General features: G+C 70.3%; 19 protein-coding genes and 1 pseudogene. 9 read left to right on the top strand and 11 right to left on the bottom strand.

The window, feature by feature from the left end; all coding sequences use genetic code 11:
• The first annotated feature begins 325 nt into the window (after nt 1–325).
• A complete protein-coding gene (locus ACZ7CD_RS25560) occupies nt 326–1,903 on the top strand; it encodes an MFS transporter (RefSeq protein ID WP_360384759.1) in 1,578 nt (525 codons plus the stop codon).
• A gap of 142 nt (nt 1,904–2,045) precedes the next feature.
• On the opposite strand, the gene ACZ7CD_RS25555 is transcribed toward ACZ7CD_RS25560, so the two are convergent.
• Nucleotides 2,046–2,987: a LysR family transcriptional regulator gene (locus ACZ7CD_RS25555; RefSeq protein WP_360384757.1), complete on the bottom strand. Its 942-nt coding sequence runs from the start codon at nt 2,985–2,987 to the stop codon at nt 2,046–2,048.
• Between the two features lie 107 nt (nt 2,988–3,094).
• On the opposite strand from ACZ7CD_RS25555, the gene ACZ7CD_RS25550 reads away from it, so the two are divergent.
• Nucleotides 3,095–4,471 carry an aminopeptidase P family protein gene (locus ACZ7CD_RS25550; protein WP_360384755.1) on the top strand — a complete coding sequence of 459 codons (1,377 nt, stop codon included), beginning with the start codon at nt 3,095–3,097 and terminating at the stop codon, nt 4,469–4,471.
• Between the two features lie 63 nt (nt 4,472–4,534).
• On the opposite strand, the gene glpK (ACZ7CD_RS25545) is transcribed toward ACZ7CD_RS25550, so the two are convergent.
• Both glpK (ACZ7CD_RS25545) and ACZ7CD_RS25540 read right to left on the bottom strand, forming a co-directional pair.
• On the bottom strand, nt 4,535–6,028 hold the full coding sequence (glpK, locus tag ACZ7CD_RS25545) for a glycerol kinase GlpK (protein WP_360384996.1): 1,494 nt from the start codon (nt 6,026–6,028) through the stop codon (nt 4,535–4,537).
• Nucleotides 6,029–6,053: 25 nt separating this feature from the next.
• A complete protein-coding gene (locus tag ACZ7CD_RS25540) occupies nt 6,054–6,818 on the bottom strand; it encodes an IclR family transcriptional regulator (RefSeq protein WP_360384753.1) in 765 nt (254 codons plus the stop codon).
• A gap of 243 nt (nt 6,819–7,061) precedes the next feature.
• On the opposite strand from ACZ7CD_RS25540, the gene ACZ7CD_RS25535 reads away from it, so the two are divergent.
• Genes ACZ7CD_RS25535 through ACZ7CD_RS25520 form a run of 4 tightly spaced genes read left to right on the top strand, consistent with a single transcriptional unit; the run spans nt 7,062 to nt 11,320 of the window.
• A complete protein-coding gene (locus ACZ7CD_RS25535) occupies nt 7,062–7,817 on the top strand; it encodes an MIP/aquaporin family protein (protein WP_360384751.1) in 756 nt (251 codons plus the stop codon).
• A gap of 33 nt (nt 7,818–7,850) precedes the next feature.
• Nucleotides 7,851–9,368, top strand: a complete 1,518-nt coding sequence (gene glpK / locus ACZ7CD_RS25530; RefSeq protein WP_470379819.1) for a glycerol kinase GlpK — start codon at nt 7,851–7,853, stop codon at nt 9,366–9,368.
• A 22-nt stretch (nt 9,369–9,390) separates the two neighbouring features.
• Nucleotides 9,391–11,001: a glycerol-3-phosphate dehydrogenase gene (gene glpD / locus ACZ7CD_RS25525; protein ID WP_360384747.1), complete on the top strand. Its 1,611-nt coding sequence runs from the start codon at nt 9,391–9,393 to the stop codon at nt 10,999–11,001.
• A gap of 22 nt (nt 11,002–11,023) precedes the next feature.
• Nucleotides 11,024–11,320 carry a hypothetical protein gene (locus ACZ7CD_RS25520; protein WP_360384745.1) on the top strand — a complete coding sequence of 99 codons (297 nt, stop codon included), beginning with the start codon at nt 11,024–11,026 and terminating at the stop codon, nt 11,318–11,320.
• Between the two features lie 5 nt (nt 11,321–11,325).
• Here the strand turns inward: ACZ7CD_RS25520 and ACZ7CD_RS25515 are convergent, their stop codons facing one another.
• The 5 genes from ACZ7CD_RS25515 to ACZ7CD_RS25495 all read right to left on the bottom strand — a co-directional run bounded on the left by ACZ7CD_RS25515 (nt 11,326) and on the right by ACZ7CD_RS25495 (nt 15,047).
• The gene (locus tag ACZ7CD_RS25515; protein WP_458432776.1) at nt 11,326–11,502 is read right to left on the bottom strand and encodes a DUF397 domain-containing protein; all 177 of its coding nucleotides are present in this window, start codon (nt 11,500–11,502) and stop codon (nt 11,326–11,328) included.
• The gene (locus ACZ7CD_RS25510) at nt 11,477–12,328 is read right to left on the bottom strand and encodes a helix-turn-helix domain-containing protein (RefSeq protein ID WP_458432775.1); all 852 of its coding nucleotides are present in this window, start codon (nt 12,326–12,328) and stop codon (nt 11,477–11,479) included. The genes ACZ7CD_RS25515 and ACZ7CD_RS25510 overlap by 26 nt, the downstream gene beginning before the upstream one ends.
• Before the next feature lie 63 nt (nt 12,329–12,391).
• On the bottom strand, nt 12,392–13,585 hold the full coding sequence (locus tag ACZ7CD_RS25505; protein ID WP_470379818.1) for an amidohydrolase: 1,194 nt from the start codon (nt 13,583–13,585) through the stop codon (nt 12,392–12,394).
• Nucleotides 13,586–13,605: 20 nt separating this feature from the next.
• Complete coding sequence (locus tag ACZ7CD_RS25500) at nt 13,606–14,007, bottom strand: SsgA family sporulation/cell division regulator (protein WP_360384737.1); 402 nt, start codon at nt 14,005–14,007, stop codon at nt 13,606–13,608.
• 98 nt (nt 14,008–14,105) lie between these two features.
• Nucleotides 14,106–15,047 (bottom strand): pirin family protein, encoded by a 942-nt coding sequence (locus ACZ7CD_RS25495; protein ID WP_360384735.1) that lies wholly within the window; start codon nt 15,045–15,047, stop codon nt 14,106–14,108.
• 123 nt (nt 15,048–15,170) lie between these two features.
• Between ACZ7CD_RS25495 and zapE the strand changes: the two genes are divergently transcribed.
• Together zapE and ACZ7CD_RS25485 are read left to right on the top strand one after the other, a co-directional pair.
• On the top strand, nt 15,171–16,124 hold the full coding sequence (gene zapE, locus ACZ7CD_RS25490; RefSeq protein ID WP_470379817.1) for a cell division protein ZapE: 954 nt from the start codon (nt 15,171–15,173) through the stop codon (nt 16,122–16,124).
• A gap of 64 nt (nt 16,125–16,188) precedes the next feature.
• Nucleotides 16,189–16,962, top strand: a complete 774-nt coding sequence (locus ACZ7CD_RS25485) for an ion transporter (protein WP_360384994.1) — start codon at nt 16,189–16,191, stop codon at nt 16,960–16,962.
• A gap of 74 nt (nt 16,963–17,036) precedes the next feature.
• Here ACZ7CD_RS25485 and ACZ7CD_RS25480 read toward each other — a convergent pair whose 3' ends face one another.
• Together ACZ7CD_RS25480 and ACZ7CD_RS25475 are read right to left on the bottom strand one after the other, a co-directional pair.
• A complete protein-coding gene (locus ACZ7CD_RS25480) occupies nt 17,037–19,895 on the bottom strand; it encodes a right-handed parallel beta-helix repeat-containing protein (protein WP_470379816.1) in 2,859 nt (952 codons plus the stop codon).
• A 180-nt stretch (nt 19,896–20,075) separates the two neighbouring features.
• Complete coding sequence (locus ACZ7CD_RS25475) at nt 20,076–22,790, bottom strand: CHAT domain-containing protein (protein ID WP_458432770.1); 2,715 nt, start codon at nt 22,788–22,790, stop codon at nt 20,076–20,078.
• Nucleotides 22,791–23,205: 415 nt separating this feature from the next.
• Between ACZ7CD_RS25475 and ACZ7CD_RS25470 the strand changes: the two are divergent.
• Nucleotides 23,206–23,331: pseudogene (locus ACZ7CD_RS25470) on the top strand (family 2 encapsulin nanocompartment cargo protein terpene cyclase); the annotation flags it as partial.
• On the opposite strand, the gene ACZ7CD_RS25465 reads toward ACZ7CD_RS25470, so the two are convergent.
• Nucleotides 23,322–24,287: a helix-turn-helix transcriptional regulator gene (locus ACZ7CD_RS25465; protein WP_470379815.1), complete on the bottom strand. Its 966-nt coding sequence runs from the start codon at nt 24,285–24,287 to the stop codon at nt 23,322–23,324. The pseudogene ACZ7CD_RS25470 and the gene ACZ7CD_RS25465 overlap by 10 nt on opposite strands.
• Nucleotides 24,288–24,330 lie beyond the last annotated feature (43 nt).

Here is a 24,330-nt window from a genome sequence, read left to right as displayed (position 1 = left end):
ATGTTCACGATCCGCCGCACTGCCCGCATTCGGCCCGCTTCCGTGTCGCCAGGCCTGGGAAGCCCGCGTGAGACCAGGGTCTGGGAGCGCTGCCAAGTCGCGCTCCGTGTCGACGCGGACTGGTTGCTCGTCGATTCCGGCAGGGTGCTTCAGATGAGTCGTAGTGATGCAAATCACATCCATTTGGGGGGTCGCCGATACGAACCCGTTAGCGACTACGGGGGTGCCCGAATCTCATTTCTCGTGCGTTTGATGATTTCAGCGCAAACCGAAGGTGTTGTCCTGGCGGTCGGCGACCCGCACCCGCAGGTGTGAAGATCGGAGCGTGACCGTCTCCGCGTGGGCGCCCCTGCGCCGCAGCGCCTTCCGGGCCCTGTGGCTGGCCCAGTTCGCCAGCAACATCGGAACGTGGGCGCAGACCGTCGGCGCCCAGTGGCTCATGGGCGACCTGGGCGGCAGCGCACTGCAGGTCGCGCTCGTCCAGACGGCCACCACCCTGCCGGTGTTCCTGCTGGTGGTGCCCTCCGGCGCGCTCGGCGACATCCTCGACCGCCGCCGGGTCCTGCTCGCGGGCCAGGCGCTCATGCTGGCAGGCGCAGCCGGGTTGATGCTGCTCACCGGCACCGACCGGGCGACCCCGTCGAGCCTGCTCGCGCTGCTCGCACTGATGGCGATGGGCCAGGCGCTGTCGATGCCGTCGTTCCAGGCGATCCAGCCGGAGCTGGTCAGCCGCGAGGAGATCCCGCAGGCCGCGCTGCTCAACGGCGTCAACATGAACGTCGGCCGCGCCATCGGCCCCGCGCTCGGCGGTCTGCTGATCGCCTTGGCCGGTCCGGAGGCGACGTTCGCGTTCAACACCGTGTCGTTCCTGGGCGTGCTGATCGTCCTGGCCCGCTGGCGCCGCCCGTCCGACCACCGTCCACTCGGGACCGAGCACATCGCCACCGCCGTGCGCACCGGCGCCCGCTACGTGGCCAGCTCACCGCTGTTCCGCCGGGTGCTCACCCGGCTGCTGGTGTTCATCGTCTTCGGCAGCGGGCTGTGGGCGCTGCTGCCCGCCATCGCCCGCGGCCCCCTGGGGCTCGACGCCGGCGGCTACGGCGTCCTGCTCGGCAGCGTCGGCGCGGGGGCGATCGGTGGTGCCTTCGTCGTGCCGAAACTGTTGCAGCGCATGAGCAAGAACAGCATGGTGCTGGGCGCCACGCTGGTCTACGCGCTGGCCACGAGCACCTCGGTGCTGGTCGGCAGCTTCCCGCTGGTCATCGTCGCGATGCTGCTGACCGGTGCCTGCTGGATCGCCACCCTGTCGACCTTCAACGCCATCGCCCAGGTCCTGCTCCCCGCCTGGACCAGGGCTCGCGCGCTCGCCTACTACCAGCTGATCCTGATGGGCGGCCAGGCCCTCGGCGCCGTCCTGTGGGGCACCGTCGCCGACGTCTACGGCCTGCACCCCGCCATGATCGTCCCCGCGGTGGCGATGGCCGTGCTGGCACTGGTCGCCACCCGCTGGTGGCCCCTGATCGACCGCCCGCTCGACGTCACCCCCGCCACCTACTGGAACGAACCGCCCCAGCTCGACGACACCGACGCGGGTCCGGTCCTGGTCACCGTCGAATGGCCCGTCGCCCCCGAGAACCACGACCGGTTCGTCGACGCCATGCAGAAGGTCGGCCGCGCCCGCCGCCGCACCGGGGCGACGATGTGGGGGCTGTTCCGCGACACCGAGCAGCCGGACGTGTTCCTGGAGACGTTCACCGTGGCCACCTGGCAGGAGCACCTGCGGCAGCACCTGGAGCGCGGGACCGTCGTGGACCAGCAGAACCAGGGGATCGCCCGTGAGCTGGCGCGCGAGGAGCCGCGGGTGCGGCACCTGCTGTTCGCGCAGCCCACGAAGCCGGAGTGAGACGCTCCCATAGTGGCAGGCTATGCCGAGTAGGGATGCTCCCCGGCCTGCGGGCGGTGTGACGCTACCGAACACCTCACACCCCTGCGGAGGACCTCGATGCGATCAGCCGCCCTCGTGCGCGTTGAGCAGTACGGCTGGCTCAGCTCGCTGTGAGGGCCGCGCCGCGTTCCTCCCACCACGGCCGGAACGCCGGGCTGGCCAGCGCGGCGGCGGCGTACGCCTCCAGCACGTCGGTGAACATGCGGCTGGCCTGGTCCCAGGTCAGCCGCTCCCGCCGCCAGCAGAACACCACCCTCAGCCGCATCGGCGCCCCCGCCAACGGCCGCACGGTCACGCCCTGTCCGCCCCGCGAGGTCGGCTCGACCAGCTGCACCGCCTTGCCCGCCGCGATCAGCTGCCGCCCGGCACCGCTGGGCACCTCGAACCGGATCTTCGGCACGAACCCGACGGCCCGGCAGGCCGCGCGCAACGCCGTCAGCGACCCGTCCTCGGCACCCGGCGGCCCCACCCACGCCTCACCGGCGAGGTCCGCCAGCTCGACTTCGGACCGAGAGGCCAACGGGTGGGAGGCGGGCAATGCGATGTGCACGGGCACCCACGGCACCACGACCCGTTGCGCCACGCCGCGTGGCAAGCCCAGGTCGCCGTCCTCGTCGACCGCGATCACGGCGGCGTCGAGGTGGCCGTTGGCCAACGCCAGCGCAAGGCCCGTGGACGACGGATCGACGTGCAGCGTGACGTCCTCCAGCGCTTCCTCCAGGCGCGTGTACAACCTCGTGACGCACTCCATGTGCACGGAACCGAACCGCACCGGCCCGCCACGACCGGCCACGGACGCACCGAACGCGTCCAGCTCCACCAGCAGCAACCGCGCGCGTTGCAGCATCTGCGCACCCAGCGGTGTGGGCTCCGCGCCGGCCCGTCCTCGGTCGAACAACCGGCCTCCGACCAGGCGTTCCACCCGTTGCAGCAGGGTGGTGAGGGACGGCTGGGAGATGCCGAGCTGGGTCGCCGCGCGGGAGAGGCTGCCCGCGTCGCCGATGGCGCAGATGGCCCGCAGGTGGCGGATCTCCAGTTCCATAGGACGAGGCTATCTCCAAGTCGGATGGGCGGAAGCCCTCCGTTCGGCGGAGGCTGTGGGAAAACAGACCCCCGGAAGGACGAGAATTGGCCCGCACACGCCGTGACATGGCGAAACTGGTGGACGCGGACGGTTTCCGCACCTACATCCGCGACGGCTGGGGCGAGTGGGACAACCCCATCGACCTCCCGGCGGGCGCGAAGGAGGCCGCGGCGCAGCACCGGGCCAAGCTCGCCGCGCAGCTCCCCGGCCGGCGCATCGCCCTCGCCGCCGGACGCGCCCACGTGCGTTCGAACGACACGTTCCACGAGTTCCGCGCGGACAGCGACTTCGTGTGGCTGACCGGCTGCCAGGTCGAGGGCGCGGTCGTCGTGGTCGAGAACGACGACGCCACGCTGTTCGTGCCGACGCCGTCCGAGCCGCACACCGTGGACTTCTTCGGTGACGCGGACCGCAGCCCGTTCTGGATCGGTGCCGCGGCGGGCACGAAGGAGTGGTCCGAGGCCCTCGACCTCACCGTGCGCCCGATCGAGGACCTGCCGCGCGCGCTCCAGGGCCGCCACCCCGAGACGCTCACCGCCAAGGGCGTCGACCCGCTGCTGGACGCGCTCACCGGCTCGCACAGCGACGAGCTGCGGACCGTGCTGTCCGAGCTGCGGCGGATCAAGGACGACTGGGAGGTCGACCAGCTCCGCCAGGCCGTGGACGCCACGGTCAGGGGCTTCCTCGACGTCGCGGGCGAGCTCGGCCAGGCCGTGCGCGGCGGGGGAGAGCGCTGGTTGCAGGGCACGTTCGACCGCCGCGCGCGCACGGAGGGCAACGGGCCCGGATACACCTCCATCGTCGCGTCCGGACCGCACGCCCCGGTGCTGCACTGGACCCGCTGCGACGGCAAGGTGAGCGACGCCGACCTGCTGCTGCTCGACGCCGGCGTGGAGACCAAGACCCTCTACACCGCCGACGTCACCCGCACGCTGCCGGTCGGCGGCGAGTTCAGCGCGGCCCAGCGCCAGGTGTACGACCTCGTGCTCAGGTCGCACGTCGCCGCGCTCGCGGAAGTCAAGCCGGGCAACGACTACAGCGCTTTCCACCACACCGCCATGCGCGTGCTCGCCGAGGGCCTGCACGACTGGGGCCTGCTGCCGGTGAGCGTCGACAAGGCGCTCGACCCGTCCGGCCAGCACCACCGCCGCTACATCGTCTGCGGCACCGGGCACTTCCTCGGCCTGGACGTGCACGACTGCGCCGACGCCCGTCAGGAGACCTACCAGCAGGGCATCCTCGAACGCGGCATGGCGCTGACCGTCGAGCCGGGCCTGTACTTCCACCCGAACGACGAGACGCTGCCGCCGGAGCTGCGCGGCATCGGCGTGCGGCTGGAGGACGACCTGGTCGTGACCGGCGACGGCGCCGACGTCCTGTCGGACGCGCTGCCGATCGACGCGGACGAGATCGCGGCCTGGGTGCGGTCAAACCGCGCCTAGCCCCCTGCTGTTGGAGCATCTGCAAGTACTGCCAACGTGGTGGTTGGCAGTACTTGCAGATGCCTAAGCGGACGGGGTCGAGCGGGCCCAGGCGAACGTCAGTTCCACGGCCCGCTTCCAGTTCGCGTACTCGTTCTCCCGGTGCGCCGCGTCCATCACGGGGTTCCACCGCGCGGCCAGGTGCCAGTTGCGCCGCAACCCCTCCAGGTCCGGCCAGTAGCCGGAGGCGAGCCCGGCGGCGTAGGCCGCGCCCAGCGACACGGTCTCGGCCACCAGCGGCCGCATCACCGGGATGTCCAGCACGTCCGCGAGGAACTGCATCAGCAGGTGGTCGGCGGTCATGCCGCCGTCCACCTTGAGCACCGGCGTGGGCGCGCCCAGGTCGGCGTTCATCGCGTCGACCACCTCACGCGTCTGCCACCCGGTCGCCTCCAGCACCGCCCGCGCCAGGTGCCCCTTGTTGATGTACGACGTCAAGCCGACGACGATCCCACGCGCCTGTGCGAGCCAGTGCGGCGCGAACAACCCGGAGAACGCCGGCACGATGTAGCAGCCGCCGTTGTCCTTCACCGTGCGGGCCAGCGTCTCGATCTCCGGCGCGGAGTGGATCAGGCCGAGGTTGTCGCGGAACCACTGCACGAGCGACCCGGCGACGGCGATCGAGCCCTCCAGCGCGTACGTCGGCTCACCACCGATCTGGTACCCGATCGTGGTCAGCAGGCCGTGCTTCGACCGCACCAGCTCGGTGCCGGTGTTCATCAGCAGGAACCCACCGGTGCCGTACGTGCCCTTGATCGAGCCCTTCTCGAAGCACGTCTGCCCGAACAGCGCCGCGTGCTGGTCGCCCAGCGCCGCCGTGATCGGGATGCCCGGCACCACCCGCGCCGTCACACCGGAGATCTCCGACGACGGCCGGATCTCCGGCAGCATCGCCGCGGGCACGCCGAAGAAGTCCAGCAGCATCGGGTCCCACTGGCGGGTGCTGAGGTTCATCAGCATCGTGCGGGACGCGTTGGTCACGTCGGTGACGTGCAGGCCGCCGTTCACACCGCCGGTGAGGTTCCAGATCAGCCAGGTGTCCATCGTCCCGAACAGCACGTCACCGCGGGACGCCCGCTCGCGCACGCCCGGCACGGTGTCGAGCAGCCACCGCAGCGACGGCGCCGAGAAGTAGGTCGCGAGCGGCAGGCCGCAGCGTTCGCGGACCTCCTCGATGCCCGGCTGCCCCTCCAGTCGCGCGACGAGCTCCTCGGTGCGGATGTCCTCCCACACGATCGCGCGTCCCACCGGGACACCGGTGTGCCGGTCCCACGCCACGAACGTCTCGCGCTGGTTCGTGATGCCCAGCGCCACGACCTGGTCGGCGGTGATCCCCGCCTGCCGCAACGCCTGCGGCATGATCCGGTCGACGTTGCGCCAGATCTCCACGGCGTCCTGCTCGACCCAGCCCGGCCGCGGGCGGTACTGGCGGTGCTCGCGCTGGGCGACCGCGACCAGGCGGGCGTTCTGGTCGAACACGATGCACCGGGTCGACGTCGTGCCCTGGTCGATCGCCATCACGAAGCGTTGCACGCCGGTCCTCTCAGTTCTCGTCGACCAGTGAGGTGGTGACCGCGTCGGCGGCCTGCACGACCTGGCGCACCAGCGCCGTGCGCGGCCGGCCGGTGGAGTCGCAGAGCCGGTCCACGGCGCCGGAGATGCCGATCGCGCCGACCACGAGGCCGCCGGGGATGCGGATCGGCGCGGCGATGCTCGCCTCACCCGGCATGTACTCCTCCGCCTCACCCGCCCAGCCCTGCGCGCGCACCTCGGTCAGCACCCGCTCCAACGCCTGCGTGCGCGTGATCGTGCGGCGGGTCAGCGACGTCAGCTCCCGTTTGCGCGCGGCCGCCGACAGGTCCGGGTCGTAGGCGAGCAGCACCTTGCCCAGCGCGGTCGCGTGCAACGGCAGCATCGCGCCGATGCCGAGCGTCTGCACCGAGTCGTCCGGGCGGAACACGTGGTGCACGACGAGCACGGCGCCGTCGTGGTGCATGCCGATCCGCACCTCCTGACCCGAGCGCGCGGCGAGCGTGTCGGCCCAGTTGATCGATCGGGAACGCAGCTCGTTCGCGTCGAGGTAGCTCGTCCCGAGGTGCAGCAGGGCGGCACCGAGGCGGTAGCGGCCGGTCGCGGAGTCCTGCTCGACGAACTCGACCCGTTGCAGCGTGCGGAGAATCCCGTGCGCGGTGCCGCGGGCCAGACCGAGCGAGGCGGCTATCTCCGTGAGACCGTGGTGGCCGGACCCGCGCGCGAGAAGCCGCAGCACGGCTGCGGCGCGTTCGATCGACTGGATGGGTCCCGGCACGCGAGCAACGTAATTGAGACGACCCGTGTCGGCAATGTCGAACGGCTACGACCCGCGTCACCGCTGGACACGCGCCTGAAACACCTTGTCTGAGCGCAGCGTGACCGGTCGGTCACAGCAGTGCACCCGGTCGGTGTCGACATTGTCGAACAGCACCCGTTGAGCAGGCGTGACGCGGGTCATTACGTTCCGCGGCAGTCACCACGGGGTGATCAGCCGTTCAAGGACGAATGGGAGGCCAGCGTGGGTCTCGGGACAGTGTTCCTCAGCGAGGTGCTCGGTACGGGCATCCTGCTGTTGCTGGGTGCGGGCGTGGTGGCCAACGTGCTGCTCGCCAAGTCGAAGGGGTTCGACGGCGGCTGGCTGTTGATCAACTTCGGGTGGGGTCTCGCGGTCTTCGCCGGTGTGTACATCGCGTACAAGTCGGGGGCACACCTCAACCCCGCCGTGACGGTCGGCATCCTCACCAGCGGTGCGGCCGAGTTCGCGCCCGGTGTGCCGGTCGGCGTCGGCTCGACGCTCGTCTACTTCGCCGGCGAGATGCTCGGCGCGTTCCTCGGTGCCGTCCTCGCGTGGCTGGCCTACAAGCCGCACTTCGACGAGACGCCCGACGAGGGCCTCAAGCTCGCCGTCTTCTCCACGGGCCCGGCGATCCGCAGCTACGCCTGGAACCTGGTGTGCGAGATCATCGGCACGTTCGTCCTGGTCTTCGTGATCCTCGCACTGGGCAAGACCCCGACCCAGCTCGGCCCGCTGGCCGTCGCGATGCTGGTCGTCGGCATCGGTGCCTCCCTCGGCGGCCCCACCGGCTACGCCATCAACCCGGCCCGTGACCTCGGCCCGCGCATCGCGCACGCCATCCTCCCGCTGTCCTACAAGGGCACCGACGGTGAGGCCGTCGGCAAGAAGGACTCCGACTGGGCGTACGCCTGGGTGCCGGTCGTCGGCCCGCTCCTCGGCGGCGCGCTCGCCGGTGTCGTCGCAGCTCTCGCGTTCTGACCGTGTTCTGACCATCCCGAAAGGACAGTTTCGATGACGCAGTACGTCCTCGCCGTCGACCAGGGCACGACCAGCACCAGGGCGATCATCTTCGACCACAGCGGTTCCATCGTCTCCGTGGGCCAGAAGGAGCACGAGCAGATCTTCCCGCGGGCCGGCTGGGTCGAGCACAACCCGGTGGAGATCTCCGAGAACACCCGGTTCGTGATCGGCCAGGCGCTTGCCACGGCCGACCTCAACACGAGCGACATCGCCGCGGTCGGCATCACCAACCAGCGCGAGACCGCCGTCGTGTGGGACAAGAACACCGGGCAGCCGGTCTACAACGCGATCGTCTGGCAGGACACCCGCACCCAGGCCATCGTGGACGAGCTCGGTCGGCTCGGCGGCGGTGGTGACCGCTACAAGGGCAAGGTCGGCCTGCCGCTCGCCACCTACTTCTCCGGTCCGAAGATCCGCTGGATCCTCGACAACGTCGAGGGCGCCCGCGAGCGCGCCGAGGCCGGTGACCTGCTGTTCGGCAACACCGACACGTGGACGCTGTGGAACCTCACCGGCGGCCCCAACGGCGGCGTGCACGCCACCGACGTCACCAACGCGTCGCGGACCATGCTCATGGACCTCGACACGCTGCAGTGGGACGCCACGATCGCCGAGGAGATGGGCATCCCGCTGTCCATGCTCCCGGAGATCAAGTCCTCTTCGGAGGTCTACGGCCACGGCGGCCCCGGCGGCGTCCTCAAGGGCGTGCCGATCGCCGGCATCCTGGGCGACCAGCAGGCCGCCACGTTCGGCCAGGCCTGCTACGAGCCGGGCACCGCGAAGAACACCTACGGCACCGGCAACTTCATGCTCCTCAACACGGGCACGGAGAAGGTCGCGTCGAAGAACGGCCTGCTGACCACGGTCTGCTACAAGATCGGCGACGAGGCCCCGGTCTACGCCCTGGAGGGCTCGATCGCGGTCACCGGTTCGCTGGTGCAGTGGCTGCGCGACAACCTCGGCATCATCGGCTCGGCGCCGGAGATCGAGACGCTCGCGAAGTCGGTCGAGGACAACGGTGGCGCGTACTTCGTGCCCGCGTTCTCCGGCCTGTTCGCGCCGTACTGGCGCTCCGACGCCCGCGGTGCGGTCGTCGGCCTCACCCGGTTCGTCAACAAGGGCCACATCGCCCGCGCCGTCCTGGAGGCCACCGCCTTCCAGACGCGCGAGGTCCTCGACGCCATGAACGCCGACTCCGGCGTGCCGCTGACCGAGTTGAAGGTCGACGGCGGCATGGTGGCCAACGAGCTGCTGATGCAGTTCCAGGCCGACGTGCTGGACGTGCCGGTGATCCGGCCGGTCGTCGCCGAGACCACCGCGCTGGGCGCCGCCTACGCCGCCGGTCTCGCGGTGGGCTACTGGTCCTCGCTCGACGAGTTGCGCGCCAACTGGTCCGAGGACAAGCGCTGGGCGCCCGAGATGGACGCCGACGAGCGCGAGCGCCAGTACCGCAACTGGAAGAAGGCCGTGACCAAGTCGTTCGACTGGGTCGACGCCGACGTCCGCTGATTTTCTGCTGAGGGAGTTGAAGGTGTTCGCAAGGCTGGATCCGGCTCGACGTGCCGACTCGCTGGCTGCCCTGGACGGCACCGAGTTCGACGTGCTCGTCGTCGGTGGAGGTGTCGTCGGTGCGGGTGCCGCGTTGGACGCGGCGTCGAGAGGTCTCTCGGTCGCACTGGTCGAGGCCCACGACTGGGCGGCGGGGACGTCGAGCCGGTCCAGCAAGCTCGTCCACGGCGGGCTGCGCTACCTGGAGCAGCTGGAGTTCAAGCTGGTCCGCGAAGCGCTGAAGGAACGCGGGTTGCTGCTGCGCCGGCTCGCACCGCACCTGGTGCGGCCGGTGCCGTTCCTCTTCCCGCTGGAGAAGCAGTGGGAACGCGCCTACGTCGGCGCGGGCGTGCTGCTGTACGACTCGATCGGCGGTGCCGGTGCGGTCCCGATGCACCGGCACCTGTCCCGCAGGCGGATGGCCGAGGTCGCGCCCTCGCTCGACACCTCGGCGTTCGCCGGCGCCATCCGCTACTACGACGCGCAGGTGGACGACGCCCGCCTCGTCACCACGCTGGTGCGCACGGCGGCGCAGCACGGCGCCACCGTGCTGTCCCGCGCCAAGGTCACCTCCTTGCTGCGCAACGGCGGCCGCGTCGCCGGCGCGTCCGTGCGCGACGAGCTGACCGGTGTGACGCACGTGGTGCGCGCGCGGCGCGTGATCAGTGCGACCGGCGTGTGGACCGACTCGCTGAACTCGATGAGCCCCGGCACCCCGCCGTTCCACGTGCGGATGTCGAAGGGCGTCCACGTCCTCGTGCCGCGCGACCGGATCCAGCTCGACGGCGGCCTGATCACGCGCACCGAGAAGAGCGTGCTGTTCGTGATCCCGTGGGGCGCGTACTGGATCATCGGCACCACGGACACGCCCTACGACGGCGACCCGGCCGCGGTGTCGGCGTCCCCCGAGGACGTGTCGTACATCCTCGACCACGTCAACGCCGTGCTGCGCGACAGCGTGTCGGTCGACGACGTCGTCGGCATGTACGCGGGTCTGCGCCCGCTGCTCGACGGCGCGTCCGGCGACACCGCGAAGCTGTCGCGCGAACACGCCGTGGCCCAGCCGGAACCGGGCTTCTTCGTGATCGCGGGCGGCAAGTACACGACCTACCGCGTGATGGCCGCCGACGTCGTCAACGCCGCCGTCGCGGGTCTCGGCAAGGCCGTCGCGCCGTCGCTGACCGCGCGCCTGCCGCTGTGCGGAGCCGTTGGCTTCCAAGAGCTGTGGGCAGACCGGACCCGTGTCGCCGCCGAGTCCGGCCTGTCCGCATCCACTGTGGAGCGACTGCTGCGCCGCTACGGTTCGGCGATCTCCGACGTGCTCGCGCTGGTCTCCCGGGACCCGGCGCTCACCGAGGACGTGGCCGGCCACCTCGCCGCCGAGGTCGTCTACGCCGTGACGCACGAGGGAGCGCTTTCGCTCGACGACGTCCTTGCCAGGCGGACGCGAATCGCGGTGGAACACCTCGACGGCGGCGCCTCGGTCGTCGACCGGGTGGCCGATCTGGTCGCTGGTCCGCTCGGGTGGACCACGGCCGAACGTGATGACGCCGTGCGCGCTTATCGGGAGAGTGCAGAGTTGGCCGCCCACTAGGCGTAGGAGATGTGACGGTGCGATGCAGAGCACGGAGCTGATCGAGAGGTTGCGCCGGGAGGGTGGCTTCCGGCTGTTGCCACTGCTCGGGAACACCGGTCAGGTCGCAGGGGTGCACCTGACCCGGTTCCTGCCCGGCGGCCACCTCGACGTGATCCAGGCGTGGGACGAGCACTGGGCGGTCTACGCCCGGCTGCCCGACGTGCTCGACGCCGCCGCACCGTTCGCGGTGCCGACCGGCGCGACGGCCCAGAGCGGGCCGTTCGCGCGGGTCGTCGCACCGCTGCTGCCGCTGCAGCCAGGTCTCACGGCCCGCTGAGCGGACTACTCGGCGACCCAGCCGACCAGGGCGCGCCAGGCGGGACCGGAGAACGTCAGTTCGGCACCGGTGTTCTTCGAGTCCCGCACGAGCGCGTCCTGGGTCAGCGCGACCTCCACGCAGTCAGTCGAGCCGTTGCCGCCGCTGTAGGTGCTCTTACGCCACGTCCGGTCCTGGGTCATCGGAGTCCTTTCGAAGAGCGCTGATGTACTCCGTCAGCATGCTCTTCGATTGTTCCTCGTCCAAGGCGATAGCATCCAGATGGTCGAACAGCTGCCGTGTGCGCGCGACGGCCGCACGGTCTTGCGCGAACACCTGCACCAGGTCCGACTCGCTGTAGGTGATCGGGTCGGCCTTGTCGAACTCGTACAACGTGGTCTTTCCCTGTAGTGCGACGGCCCGATAGCGGTCGGGCACGATTCGCATGATGTGGGTGTTGAACAGCAGACGCAGGTACTGGTCCTCCATGAGCTTCGCGTCGCCCAGGATTAGTTGCAGTGCAAGCTCGTGGACGTAGAACAAACATTCCGGGCGGAAGGGGCGTCGGAGGATCGTCTGCCGTTCGATGCGGAGGTCGACGAATTTCTCGACTTCCGCCGGTTCGTGGTATGCGGTGTCGAGGAGGAGCTGGCGCGCGTACTCCCGCGTCTGGAGCAGGCCGGGCGCCTTCAGGACCTCGAAGCTCGTGATCTTCGTGGCCATGGACTCCGTCATGGCCAGCGTGCGCAGGTTGTCAGGAATCTGCGCGTAGTAGGTGTTGAAGGCGTTGGTGTAGCGGCGGCGGAAGGTCTCGATGAAGTCCAGGCTCTGGCCACAGGCCGTGAGGAACTGGACGAGGTCGATCTCGCTCGCCCGCGCCTTGCCGTTCTCGACGTTGGAGACCTTGCTCGGGTCCCACCCCAGCTGGGTCGCGAGCGCCCGGCCCGTCATCGTCGTGTACTTTTCCCGGAGCCGGCGCAGTTCGTCGCCGAGGTCTCGGCTGTAGGCCGTAGAGGTCATCGCGGTCATGCCAAATACGCTATGGCTTGTTTTTGGAACAAGTAATAGCCACATTCGGGTGAAAACAGCGGGCTAGTGATCAAGCCATGCTTTCGCGGCGACCACTAGTGCTTCAACGCCGGTTTTCACCGTTGGTTCGATATCGGGTGCGAAGGCGGGGGAGTGGTTCATCGGCACGGGGTCGGGCGTGCGCGCGTTGAAGTCGATTCCACCGAGGAACCAGAAGACCGTCGGTGCGCCGGCGGCCGTGCCGAACACGCCGACGTCCTCGCTGGCGCTGACGACCGCACCGGGGATCAAGCGCTCGGTACCGAAGTGCTCGGTGAACGCGGCCACGATCCGTGCCGTGGCGTCCGGGTCCGACACGAGCGGCGGCATGGCGTCCCGCCACTCGAACTCGGGCTCCCGCGGCGCACCGGAGGCGGCGGCCTCGGCGCGCACGATCCGTTCGACGGCGTCGCGGATGATGCCGCTCGTGTGGTCGTTGAACGTCCGGATGTTGATGCCCAGCCCGGCGGTGTCCGGGATGACGTTCTCCTTGGTCCCGGCGTGGATCTGGCCGACCGTGACCACCGCACGTTCGCTGGGGGAGATCTCGCGCGCGACGATCCCTTGCAACCGCACGACGACGTGCGCGGCCATCAGCACGGGGTCGACAGCGGTCTCCGGCGACGAACCGTGACCGCCGCGGCCGAAGAGGGTGACGTTCACGGTGTCGCTGGCCGCCATCAACGGGCCGCTGCCGTGAGCGAGCATCCCGGCGGGCAGGGGAGCGACGTGCTGGGCGAGCACGACGTCCGGCGTGCCGAACCGCTCGAACAGCCCGTCCTCGACCATGTCCCGGGCGCCCCGGCCGAGCTCCTCGGCGGGCTGGCCGACCACGAGCAGCGTGCCGGACCACTCGTCACGGGTGTTCGCGAGCGCTTCGGCCGCGCCGACCAGACAGGTGACGTGCATGTCATGGCCGCACGCGTGCGCCACAGGCTGTTCGTCGCCGTTGGCGTCCACCGCGCGCGCTGTGCTGGCGTAGGGCAGCCCGGTCTCCTCGCGCACCGGCAGGGCGTCCATGTCGGCCCTCAGCAGGACGGTGGGCCCGTCACCGTTGCGCAGCACGCCGACCACACCGGTGCCACCGACCCCGGTCGTGACGGCGTAGCCCAGGGGGCGCAGTGCGTCGGCGAGGACTCCGGCGGTGCGGAACTCCTGCAACGACAGCTCGGGGTGCCGGTGCAGGTCGCGGTAGAGCGCGGCGAGGTCGAGGGTCACGCCACAGTTCCAACCCAGTTCTAGTCGAGCAGCTTGCGGAGCTCGGCGTCGAAGTCGAAGTGGTCGGTCTCGCGACCGGGCGCGACGACGTCGTAGGTGGAGTTCAGGAACTCCTGCAGCTCGGTCGAGCGCACGTGGAAGACCGCGTGCGAGACGTCGGACTGCAGTTCGAGCACGGCGGTCGTGGAGTTGTGCGGGCGCAGCCGCACGTCACCGGCGCCGGCCGAGGTGATGAGGCCGTCGGCGAGCAGGTCGCGGCTGACGAGCCAGACCGTCTCCTGGCGTCCCATGCGGAACGTCATCGTCACGGCGTGCGGGTCGTCGGCGCGGTAGCCCAGCTCGACCTCGACGGGCATGGGGCGCCCGGACGGTGCGATGAAGGCGAAGACCGACTCGGCGCCCACTCGTGTCACGTTCGTCATGCCTCCTAAGACGTGCGACATCCTCCCTGGATGCCTCCATCAGGAAAATCGATGACAACGCGACTTTCAAGCGGTCCGAATATGACTTTTGACATTGGTCACGACGGGTTGCCGCGCGGGCGCAGACGGCCACCGGGCAGCGGAGGCGCAGGCAGGCGGCTTCCGGCATAGCCCTCGACACGGCCGAACCGGTCCGTCTCCGCCTGCCATTCCTCGCGATAGGCGGCGATCTCGTCGTGGGTGCGGCCGACGAAGTTCCACCACATGACGATCTCTTCCCCGAATGGCGTGCCACCCAGCAGAACTACCCTCGCACCGGCCTCCGTCGTGAGGGTGAGGGTGCTCCGACCAGTGCCGACGTACCCGAGCTGCCCCGGCGTGAGAGCGGTCTCGTCGATCTTCACGTCGCCGGTGTCGAGCAGCACGCCGTGCTCGAAGTCGGTCTTGGTACCAAGAGTGATCTTGCTGTTCGGTGCGAGAACGATCTCCGCGCCCAGCAGCGGGGTGAACGTGTGAACGGGAGATTTCGAACCCGCCAACTCGCCGAGGAACACCTTGACGGTGGCGTTGTCCAGCTGAACGGCGGGTGGCACGTAGTGTTGGAAATCACGTGCCGCATCTCGGTTGGAATCGGGTAGTGCGAGCCACAGCTGGACACCGTGCAACACCGTCGACGCCGCCGTGGACACCTCGGAATGGCAGATGCCCCGGCCGCCGGTCATCAGGTTGAGCTCACCGGGCCGCACGTAGGCATGCACGCCGTGGCTGTCGCGGTGCTCGATCTCGCCCGTGAACAACCAGCTGACCGTTTGCAGCCCAGTGTGTGGGTGCGGCGCCACGTCCATCTTGTGGTTGTCGGGCCCGTAGTGGTCGCAGAAGCACCACGCGCCGATGAACGACCGCTGCTTCTGCGGCAGCGTCCGGCGCACTGACATCGCCCGCGGGCCGCCCAACGGCACGTCGCGCGGCTGGAGAACCTCGACCCCGCCCGGCGTGGGCGTGCAGGTGACTTCGGCGGGCTCGACCTCGACGTTGCTCACGCCGGTGATCGTAGGCGTGGTTCAGCGAGCACGTGGCTCCTGAGCCGAGCCCCCCGGCGGGCTCGGCGTCCGGCCGGTGGGGGCAGCATGGGAGCAGACAGGTGAGAGCTAGGGGCAGCGGTGGTGGATCTTCGGGACGGGTTGTTCGCGCGCGTGGCGAGCAGCGGGTACGAGCTGGACGAGGCGCAGGTGCGGGCGGTCGAGCGGCTCGCAGGGCTGGGGGAGCGGCGCCGGGGCGTCTACCTGCACGGGCCGGTCGGGCGGGGCAAGAGCTTCCTCGCCGACGCGTTCTTCGACGTGCTGCCCGTGCGGCACAAACGGCGCGTGCACTTCCACGCGTTCTTCCACGAGTTGCACGCCCGGATCTCGTCACGGCTGCACGAACGCGGTGCGGTGGCCCACGCGCTGAAGGAGCTCATCGGCCGGTGTGACGTGCTCGCGTTCGACGAGTTCCACCTGCACGACGTCGGCGATGCGATGCTGATGACGCGGCTGCTGGAGGAGCTGCGGGCACGCCGGGTGATGATCATCGCCACCTCGAACTACCCGCCGGACGGCCTGCTGCCCAACCCGCTCTACCACGACCACTTCCTGCCGGGCATCGCGCTCGTGGAGGAGCTGATGGACACCGTCGAGCTCGACGGCCCGACCGACTACCGGCACCTGCGCGGACGGGCCCGCTCGCGGTTCGAGACCGGGGCGGTCGTGCGTGCGGTGGAGCTGCCGGCCGTCCCGGTGGTGCTCGACGTGGGCGGCCGGGCGATCACCGCGCTCGGTGTCGACGGGCGGCGGATCTGGTTCGACTTCGGCGACCTGTGCGAGAAGCCGACGTCCACAGCGGACTACCTGGCGCTCGCCGACCGCCACGACGACTGGGTGGTCGTGGGCGTGCCGCGGCTGGAGACGTGCGACCGGGAGGCGCAGCAGCGGTTCGCGAACGTCGTGGACGTCCTCGTCGACCGCGACGCCCGGCTGACCCTGGTGAGCGACCACCCGTTGGCCGAGATCGTCGGCGGCCGGGCCCTCGACCTCGCCCGCACCGCCAGCCGGCTGGAGCTGATCAACTCCATCGGGTGAACAGTGGAGCGCCTCCACCGCCGATAGCACCCAAAACCCCTGTGCTAGGAGCGAGCAAGTGAAGATGGTGCGCGCCCGTGTCGCGTCGGCAGTGGAGAGCAACCGGTTCCAGGCGTTCATCGTCGCGGTGATCGTCGTCAACGCGCTGGCGCTGGGCGCGGAGACGACGACGGTGCTGCACGCGGAGCTGGGTCCCGTGCTGACGTTCGTCGACCGCCTGGCGCTGATGATCTTCACCCTGGAGCTCGGCGCGCGGCTGTACGCGTTCGGCTGGAGGTTCTTCCGCGACCCGTGGAACGTGTTCGACTTCGTGATCGTGGCCATCGCGCTGATCCCGTCCGCGGGTCCGTTGTCGGTCTTGCGCGCGTTGCGGATCTTGCGCGCGTTGCGCCTCGTCGCGATGGTGCCGAGCATGCGCCGCGTCGTCACGGCGCTGGTGCGGTCGATCCCGGGCCTGGTGTCGCTGTCGGGTCTGCTGGTGCTGCTCGTCTACGTGGGCGGCGTGATCGCGAGCAACCTGTTCGGCGACACCGGTGACCCGCGATTCTCCGGGCTCGGATCGACGTTGCTGACGCTGTTCCAGATCACCACCGGTGACGGGTGGTCCGACGTGATGCGCGACCTGATGGAGCAGAAGCCGTACGCGTGGATCTTCTTCCTGGTCTACCTGCTGGTCGGCACGTTCACGATGCTCAACCTGTTCATCGCGGTGGTGTGCAGCGCGATGCAGGAGGAGGTCACGCTGCCCGCACCCCGTTCCGGCGCACACGACGACCTGCTGTTGCAGGAGGTGCGCGCGCTGCGCGACGAGGTGCGAGCGTTGAAGGCGAACGTGTGACCCCCGCCTGAGAGCCGCGACGTGGTCCGGCCGGTGACGCCGCCGTGCACCGGCCGGACCACCTCAACCCCGGGTCACGGGGTGACCGGGATGTTCGTGAGGCCCTTCGTCGCGCGGGAGACCGTGTTCGAGGCGTGCACGACGTTCGGGTTGTCCTTGCACTTCGACGTCGAGCTGACGTGGACGCCGTACTCACCGACGCCGCCGAGGTCGGAACGGTTGCCGCGCCACACGTTGCCGCAGCCGTTGCCGAACGACGGCGTGGTGCTCGGGTTGTGCGTCTCGTAGCCGTTCTTGAACGTGCCGGGAGCGGTGAACGTGCCGGTGTTGTTCTCGATCCGGTAGCCGGAGCCCTTCACGTCGACCCACGAGTCCGCGGAGTTCGCGCCGCTGATGCCGGTGCCGTCGAAGGTGTTGCCGGCGATCAGGCCGCCCTGCGTGCCCTCCTTGACATCGACGTGCTCGGCGGAGACGTTCGGGCCGATCCGGTTGTCCAGCACCTGCACGCGGTCGGAGCGGTCGACGCCGCCGGAGTTGCCGTGGCACTTCCAGTTCGAGTTCGCGGAGCCGATGTACACGCCCTCGCCGTAGTCCTTCGTCACGACACCGGCGTCGGTGATCGTCGAGCCCTTGAGCACGCCGTCCGCGGAGGAACGGCGGAAGTGCACGCCCTCCTCGTCGGTCCTCCGCACGGTGACGCCGTCGATCGTCACGTGGTGGGAGTTGTCGAGGACGATGCCCTTCTTGGACTCCGCGACGGTGATGCCCCTGATGGTCCAGTGCGGCGCGTCGAACAACCACAGGCCGTAACCGGAGTCCCAGCCCGCTGCCGGCACCGGGCAGGGGGTCGGTGCCGTGCCGGACGGGCCGTCGTTGACCAGCACCGCGGAGGACGGGCCGGTGAGCGTGATCGGGTTGCTCGCGGTACCGGCCTTCTGCGCGACGAACGAACCCCGGTAGGTGCCGGGCGCCAGGCTGATGACGTCACCGGGCCGGGCGTTCGCCAGTGCGGCCTGGAGCTGGCCGGCGGTCGACACCGGGACCGTGCCCGCCGGTTCCTCGACGGGTGCGGTCGAGTCGGGGACGTTCTTGAGGAACAACGACTTCGCCGCGTCGGTCCTGGTCGCGTCCACGCCGTGGCCGCCGGTGTAGTCGCGCTGCTCGTTCTTCGCCCAGTCGGTGATCGGCGTGCCGTTCACGTCGAGGTGCCGGTACCCGCTGCCGTTCCAGCCGAACTGGTAGACGCGCCGGCGGTCGGCGTAGAACGGCTCGTAGCCACCGCCGGCGGACAGCTGCTTGGTCATGGCGTTGTTGAAGAAGACGTTGCGCGGACCGGAGGCGCCCGACCACTTCACGGCCTTCTGGCCCGCGCCCCACCAGATCGGGAACCAGTTCGAGTCGTCGGGACCGCCGCCGCCCTCCTCACCGCAGTTCGCGCGGCAGTTGCCGGAGCGGTGGGCGTGGGGGACGCGAACCGTGTTGTTCTCGAACAGGTTGTTGCGCTCCCAGCCGCCGTGCAGGTTCAGGTCGGAGTCGAAGTCGTTGCCGATCACCACGTTGCCCGAGGCCGACCATTGAAAGGTGAAGTGGCGCAGGTTGCGGGAGGTGTTGCCCGCGTAGAGCGAGTCCCACACCCGCGAACCGCGGAAGTAGCCGTTGCCGCCCTTGCCCTTGTTCCACGCACCGTCGAGGACGTTGTCGACGATCTGCAGGTTCTTGGCCTCCTCGGTGACGATCGGGTGCGACCCGGTCATCTCCGCGCGGACACCGCGCACCCACGAGTTCGCCGCCCACTTGAACACGATGCCGTGCATCTCGTCGGCCGGCGCCATGTTGCCGTAGTCGTGGACGGCCCCGGCGGGGTCGAGACCCGGCACCTCCTGCGTGAAGCCGAAGTTCTCGAACCCGACGCCGAGGACCGGGTCCACCAGCGGGGAGACCTTCGAGTCGTACGTCGTCCCGTCGATCGCGGGCGAACCGTCCGAGGTGGAGTTGACCGGGACGTCGAACTCCAGCGGCTTGTCCAGCGTCACCGTCGTGCCCGAGACGGACGCGACGGTGAAGATCTGCTGCCGCATGTGCATGTTCAGCAACGGGTGCGGGGTGCCGGTGGCGTTCTGCTGCTCGTAGAACTTCACCGAGTTCGCCGCGCGCACGTTGACGAGCGACCCGGCCGTGATGTTCGTGGTGGACGCCACCTTCACCGTGCGGTCACCGGTCTTCGCGGCGGCGCTGACCTTCGTGCCGGCCTTCCAGTGCACGTTCACCGTGCCTTCGAAGATGTCCTTGCGGTTCTCCGGGGCCTGGGAGTGGTCGCTCGCGTAGCCGGGGTGAACGCCGCGCGACTGCACGCGGAACAGGCCGCGGCCCGGCCACAGCCAGCCGCCCTTGCCCTGCCCGAACGTCATCCCGTCCTCGTCCCAGTCCGAGCCGTCCGGGGTCAGCGCGTCGTAGCGGGTGGTCGCGTCCGGGGTGTAGACGATCTTCGTCGCGGTCGCGCCCGCGCCCCTGATGACCAGGTGGTCGGCATCGACGTGGAGCTCCTTCGACACCTTCAGCACCCCGGTGGGCAGGGTGATCAGGCTCAGCCTGGAGTAGCTCGCGCCCGGTGAGCACGACGTGCGGACGAAGTCGATCGCGGCCTGCAGCCCGGCGGTGTCGTCGGCCGCGTCATCGGGCCGGACGCCGAACCGGGAAGCCAGTTCCGCAGACGTGATCCGGCAGCTCGCGCTCGGGTTCACGTCATTGTCGCCGGGCAGCACGCCGGTGCCGCGATAACCGGCTTTCGACCAGTCGTAGAGGTCGGGAATGGCGGCCCGCCGGTTGCTGGACGAGACGTCCAGGCCGGTCGCCGCAGGTGTGGCCGTCGCGGTCACGGGTAGGGCGAGACCGGCTATCACAACCGCGGACAGCAGAGCTATCGGAGTTCGCATCTTTGCGGGAACCCTTCGGCAGGGCGGGGCGAAATCTTTGTAGCCGACAGCCGCGGAATGTGTCAAACATTCACGTGACTGAAATTGTCTTCCTGCAAAGGGTTTCAATTACTGAATTCCGAAACCGCCCGCGGGCACCGCCAGCTCACGCTGCTGAATCGAGCGAGCGGTCGGCCGGGCTCAAGCTCCGGTGTGGGTGAACGCCGCCCAGATCCGCGCCGGATACCGGTCGCGCAGCTCGCAAACGACGGCGTGCAGCGCCCTCGCGGGCAGGCTCAGGCCGTGGTCGAGCAGGGCCGAGTGGAACGCGACGCTCACGTCCGCCGCCGCTTGCTCGCCGACCTCCCACAGGGTGTCGACGACGCTCGGGTAGCCGGCGAGCAGGAACGCACCGGCGAGGTGCCCGCACGACAGCACCGCGAGCCGGGCGGCCGGCAGTCCCAGCCGGGCGACGTCGAGCGCGGTCAACGGCCCGTCGTGCAACCGCAGCCCGCTGCGCGCCGGGTTGTCGTCGGGGGAGCCGGAGCAGGCGAAGTGGACGTACGGGTGGTGCTCCAGCGCCGCCAGCACGTTCTCCCGCGTTGCGAGCGGGCCCTCCAGCGCGGCGGCCTCCCACAGCTCGGCCAGCACCGCGACCTCGTACGGCGCGTCGGCAGGCGCGACCACGACCATGCTCGGCGCGCCCACGGGTGCGGCGGCGCGGGCACGGGCCCAGGTGAGCGCGCGCACCGTCGGCGTGTAGGAGGACACCACGCGGTCCAGCACGGTCCGCCCGTCCCGCCCGGCCGCGTGCAGCGGCAGCCCGGCGAGCGGGCCGGTCGGCGACCACCAGACGTGCGTGTGCTCGGGCACGCCTTCGAGCACCGGCTCGGTCACGGTGTCCCACAACCACTCCAGCGTCTCGGCGAACGCCCGGTCGTCGCTGCCGAAGTGCTCGGCGTGCGCAACCGCGTCGTCGTAGCGCAGCCGCGGCAACGGCAGCAGCTCCACCCGGCCCGGCCACAGCGTGAGCGCGTCGCAGCGCAGCCGGCTCACGTTGACCAGCACCACCGGACCGTCCACCGCGGACTGCTGCAGGTCGCCGACGGACGGGAACGCCACCTGCCGGTCGTCCTCGAACACGCGCGCCAGCAACAGGTCCCTGCCGTACTCCAGCCACTGCGCCGCCAGCGCCAGCTGTCCGGCCTGCACCGCGCACGCCGCCGCGTCGGCCACCAGCCCGGTCAGCTCGGCCAGCCCGTTCTCGACGTCGGCCCGCCGGAGCCGCAGCAGCAACGCCATCGCCCGCTCGGCACCGCGCAGCGCCTGTTCCCAGTCGTTGATCCCCGCCGACGTCACCGACGCCGTGTGCGCGGCCAGCACCCGCGTCACCGGGTCGAGCGCCTCGCTCGCCGCCGCCTCCGCCAGCGCCCGCGCCGCCGCGCGCAACCGGCCCGAGTCACCGGCCTGCTCGGCCTGGCGCAGCAGCAACCGGGCGAAGCAGTGCTGGTAGGAGGCCTGCTGCGGGTCGGCGCGCGCGGCTCTGCCGTAGTAGATGACCGCCTCGTTCAACGTCTCCGGCGTGCCGGTGAGCTCGTAGATCTGCTGCCAGAACCCGCCGAGGTTCGCGAGCGCCCGCGGGTGCAGCGGGTCCTTGGCCGGGCGCTGCCGCAGCACCTGTTCGAACAGCTCGCCCGCCTCGATCAGCGCCTCGCGGGCGTCGGTCACGTCGAACCGCATCCGCAGCGCGACGGCGAGCATCTCGTTCGCGTCGGCGCTGGGCGTCGCGGCCACCAGGGCCCGTGCGGCGTTGACGGCGTCGGTGACCAGCTCGGGGAACCGCTCGGCCATCTCGGTCGACGCGCGCGTCAGGCTGGTCGCAGCCGCGGTGTGCGCGTGCGGGTCGACGGCCGCCGCCACCGCGTCGCGCAGGACCCGCACCGCCTCGCGCAACGAGTCCACGTCACCGAGGTGCCGGTAGCGCAGCCGCAGCGCGTTGCCCAGGCTCGTCAGGTGCTCGGCGGTCGGCGGCGTGCGGCGCAGCACCTCGATCGCCTCGTCCAGCGCCCCCGGCTCCCCGGCCTGCTCGAACCGCTGCAGCAGCGCACCGGCGAGGCTGTCGAGCCGGGTGCCGAGCGACTCCGGGTCGCGCGCGGACTCCACGGACCTGCGCAACGCCCCGATGCCGTCGGTCAGCACGTCGGTGTCGCGGTTGAGCTGGGCGCGGAACTGCGCCAGCGCGCCGATCAGCCACTCGGCGTTGCCGCGTTCGGGGTCCGTCTTGGGCAGGGCGGCGAGCGCACCGCCGACCATCGCCTCCGCCTCCTCCAGCATCGACAGGTCGCCGGTCGCCGCGATCCGGGCGCGCAACGTGGCCGCGAGGTTCAGCAGCATGCCCGGCCGGAGCTCGTCACGGGCGTTGTCGGCGGCGATGCGGTGCGCGGCGATCGCGCCTTCGAGGTCGGTGAGGTGGCGGGTGCGGTCGTAGCGCTCGGCCAGCGCCAACCCGAGCAGGTGCTGCATCAGGTCGTAGTCGCGCTGGCCGGGACCGGTCTGGCCGACCACGCCCTGCGCGAGCGCGATCGCCTCGTTCAGGCTGCTCAGGTCGCCGTCGCGCTCGTAGCGGTGGCGCTGGATGCGGACGATCTCGGTGGCCTGGGTGAGGTTCACGCCCGGCCCGTCGACCAGGCGGGTCAGCAGGTCCATCGCCTCGTCGAGGTCGGCCGGGTCGTGCGCGGTCTCGTAGCGGTGCAGCAACGACGACGCGAGGGTGCTGATCGTCTCGGTGAGACCGCCCAGCCGCAACGCGTCGCGCAGCACCGACACGCCCTCGTCGAGCAGGCGGTGGTCGCCCGTGCGTTGGTACTGCTCGATCAGCGCACCGCCCTGGTTGTGCACGGCGACCGCGTCCGCCATCGGTTCTCCTAGAGTCATCCGCTCACAGCCTGGTGCGCCGACCGGGCGCCGTGTGGTGCTTTGCCGTTCTTTCCCCCGTTTGGTGCTGTCAGGTCGCGTGGAATAACGCGGAGCGTTGTCATGCGAACGGGTGCAGCAAACCATCAGAAGCGGGGCTTTCGTACCTGAAGTGTGCGTTAAGGCACCTACCCGCGCGATCAGCCGACCGACACGTTCGCGGCCGAAACAACCCTGAACGGTGTATCGCCGACTGCTGCGAAAGGTGCAAGGGTCAGTTGCTGTTCGGCAGTGAGCGTTCCAACGAACAGGAGCACCCGCGTCGCCGTGGGAGAACAGGCTGCCCTGATGCCCGACACCATCCCGTACCGGGAGCTGCGGGCGCAGTCGAACGTCGCGACCGGTGTCGACGAGCCGTTTCGAGGCCGGGCACCGGGCGCTGCTGGCGGTGCCGTCGGTGGAGCTGCACCGGTTCCTCAGGGGGGTGAAGGCCTGGATGGGTGGCGGGTTCGAGTGGCACACCACGCACCCGCGCTACCGGTAGCGGCCGGCGATCGCGGCGGCCCGGTCGTGCAGCGCGGTGCGCAGCCACGGCGGTGACAGGGCCTCCGCGCTCGTGGCGAGCTGCCACAGCGCCCATTCGGCGTGCCAGGCGTCCTGGAACGAGGCTTCCACGCGCAGCCGGCCGTCGGCCTCGGTGTGTTCGGAGTGGACGGTCAGCGCGGTGTCGGCGAGCTGCTGCCGCCGCGCCGGGTCGAGCAGGAGCAGGACCGTGGTCTGCTCGCCGCCGGTGCGGAACCGGGTGCCGCGCTCCTGCCAGGTCTTGCCGAGGTCGACGTGGTCCGGGCGGTCGGCGGGGGCGTCGAGCTCCTCCGCCGCCCTGATGCGCGCCAGCCGGTAGGTGCGGTCGGCACCGTCCGCCGTGGCCAGCAGGTAGCCCTGGCCCCGCACGGTGACCAGCCCGATCGGGTCGACCGTCCGCCACCGCGGCTGCTGGCCGCGGGCGGCGTAGTGGATCTTGAGCTTGTGCCCGGCGAACACCGCGCGCCGGACCTCGGTCACGAGCGCGTCGGACAGCTCCTCGGTCGCGGTGCGGCGTTCCAGCAGGTCCGTGTCGGGGTCGACGAGCAGCCGCCGGGCGGCACCGGCCGCGAGGTCGCGGTGGCCCGCCGGCAACGCGTCGGCCACCTTCAGCACGGCCGAGGCGAGCGCCGAGCCGAGCCCGAACACCTGCGCGCCCCGCCGTGAGCCCGCGATCAGCAGGGCGAGCGCCTCGTCGTGGCCGAGCCCGGTGAGCTCGGTGCGGAAGCCGGGCAGCAACGCGAACCCGCCGTTGCGCCCGCGTTCGGCGTAGACGGGGACGCCCGCGGTCGACAGCGCCTCGACGTCACGCAGAACCGTGCGCGTGGAGACCTCGAGCTCGCGGGCGATCGTGGTGGCGGAGAGCCGTCCTCGTTGGCGCAGCAGCAGTACCAGCTTCACCAGGCGATCGGCGCGCATGCCCGAACCGTACGGCAATACATGACACAGGGTGTCGTGTTTT

Source organism: Lentzea sp. NPDC036949 (genome assembly GCF_055608075.1).
The sequence above is the reverse complement of the archived record's forward strand: the minus strand, read 5'-3'. Positions and strand labels throughout refer to the sequence as shown.

What these genes read in the sequence shown, in the direction of transcription:
- ACZ7CD_RS25500 (WP_360384737.1), bottom strand. Translation starts at nt 14,007, where the DNA reads ATGACGAACGTGACACGAGTGGGCGCCGAGTCGGTCTTCGCCTTCATC.
- ACZ7CD_RS25480 (WP_470379816.1), bottom strand. Translation starts at nt 19,895, where the DNA reads ATGCGAACTCCGATAGCTCTGCTGTCCGCGGTTGTGATAGCCGGTCTC.
- glpK (WP_470379819.1), top strand. Translation starts at nt 7,851, where the DNA reads ATGACGCAGTACGTCCTCGCCGTCGACCAGGGCACGACCAGCACCAGG.
- ACZ7CD_RS25515 (WP_458432776.1), bottom strand. Translation starts at nt 11,502, where the DNA reads ATGACCCAGGACCGGACGTGGCGTAAGAGCACCTACAGCGGCGGCAAC.
- ACZ7CD_RS25555 (WP_360384757.1), bottom strand. Translation starts at nt 2,987, where the DNA reads ATGGAACTGGAGATCCGCCACCTGCGGGCCATCTGCGCCATCGGCGAC.
- ACZ7CD_RS25550 (WP_360384755.1), top strand. Translation starts at nt 3,095, where the DNA reads ATGGCGAAACTGGTGGACGCGGACGGTTTCCGCACCTACATCCGCGAC.
- ACZ7CD_RS25520 (WP_360384745.1), top strand. Translation starts at nt 11,024, where the DNA reads ATGCAGAGCACGGAGCTGATCGAGAGGTTGCGCCGGGAGGGTGGCTTC.
- ACZ7CD_RS25485 (WP_360384994.1), top strand. Translation starts at nt 16,189, where the DNA reads ATGGTGCGCGCCCGTGTCGCGTCGGCAGTGGAGAGCAACCGGTTCCAG.
- ACZ7CD_RS25465 (WP_470379815.1), bottom strand. Translation starts at nt 24,287, where the DNA reads ATGCGCGCCGATCGCCTGGTGAAGCTGGTACTGCTGCTGCGCCAACGA.
- ACZ7CD_RS25475 (WP_458432770.1), bottom strand. Translation starts at nt 22,790, where the DNA reads ATGGCGGACGCGGTCGCCGTGCACAACCAGGGCGGTGCGCTGATCGAG.
- ACZ7CD_RS25510 (WP_458432775.1), bottom strand. Translation starts at nt 12,328, where the DNA reads ATGACCGCGATGACCTCTACGGCCTACAGCCGAGACCTCGGCGACGAA.
- glpK (WP_360384996.1), bottom strand. Translation starts at nt 6,028, where the DNA reads ATGGCGATCGACCAGGGCACGACGTCGACCCGGTGCATCGTGTTCGAC.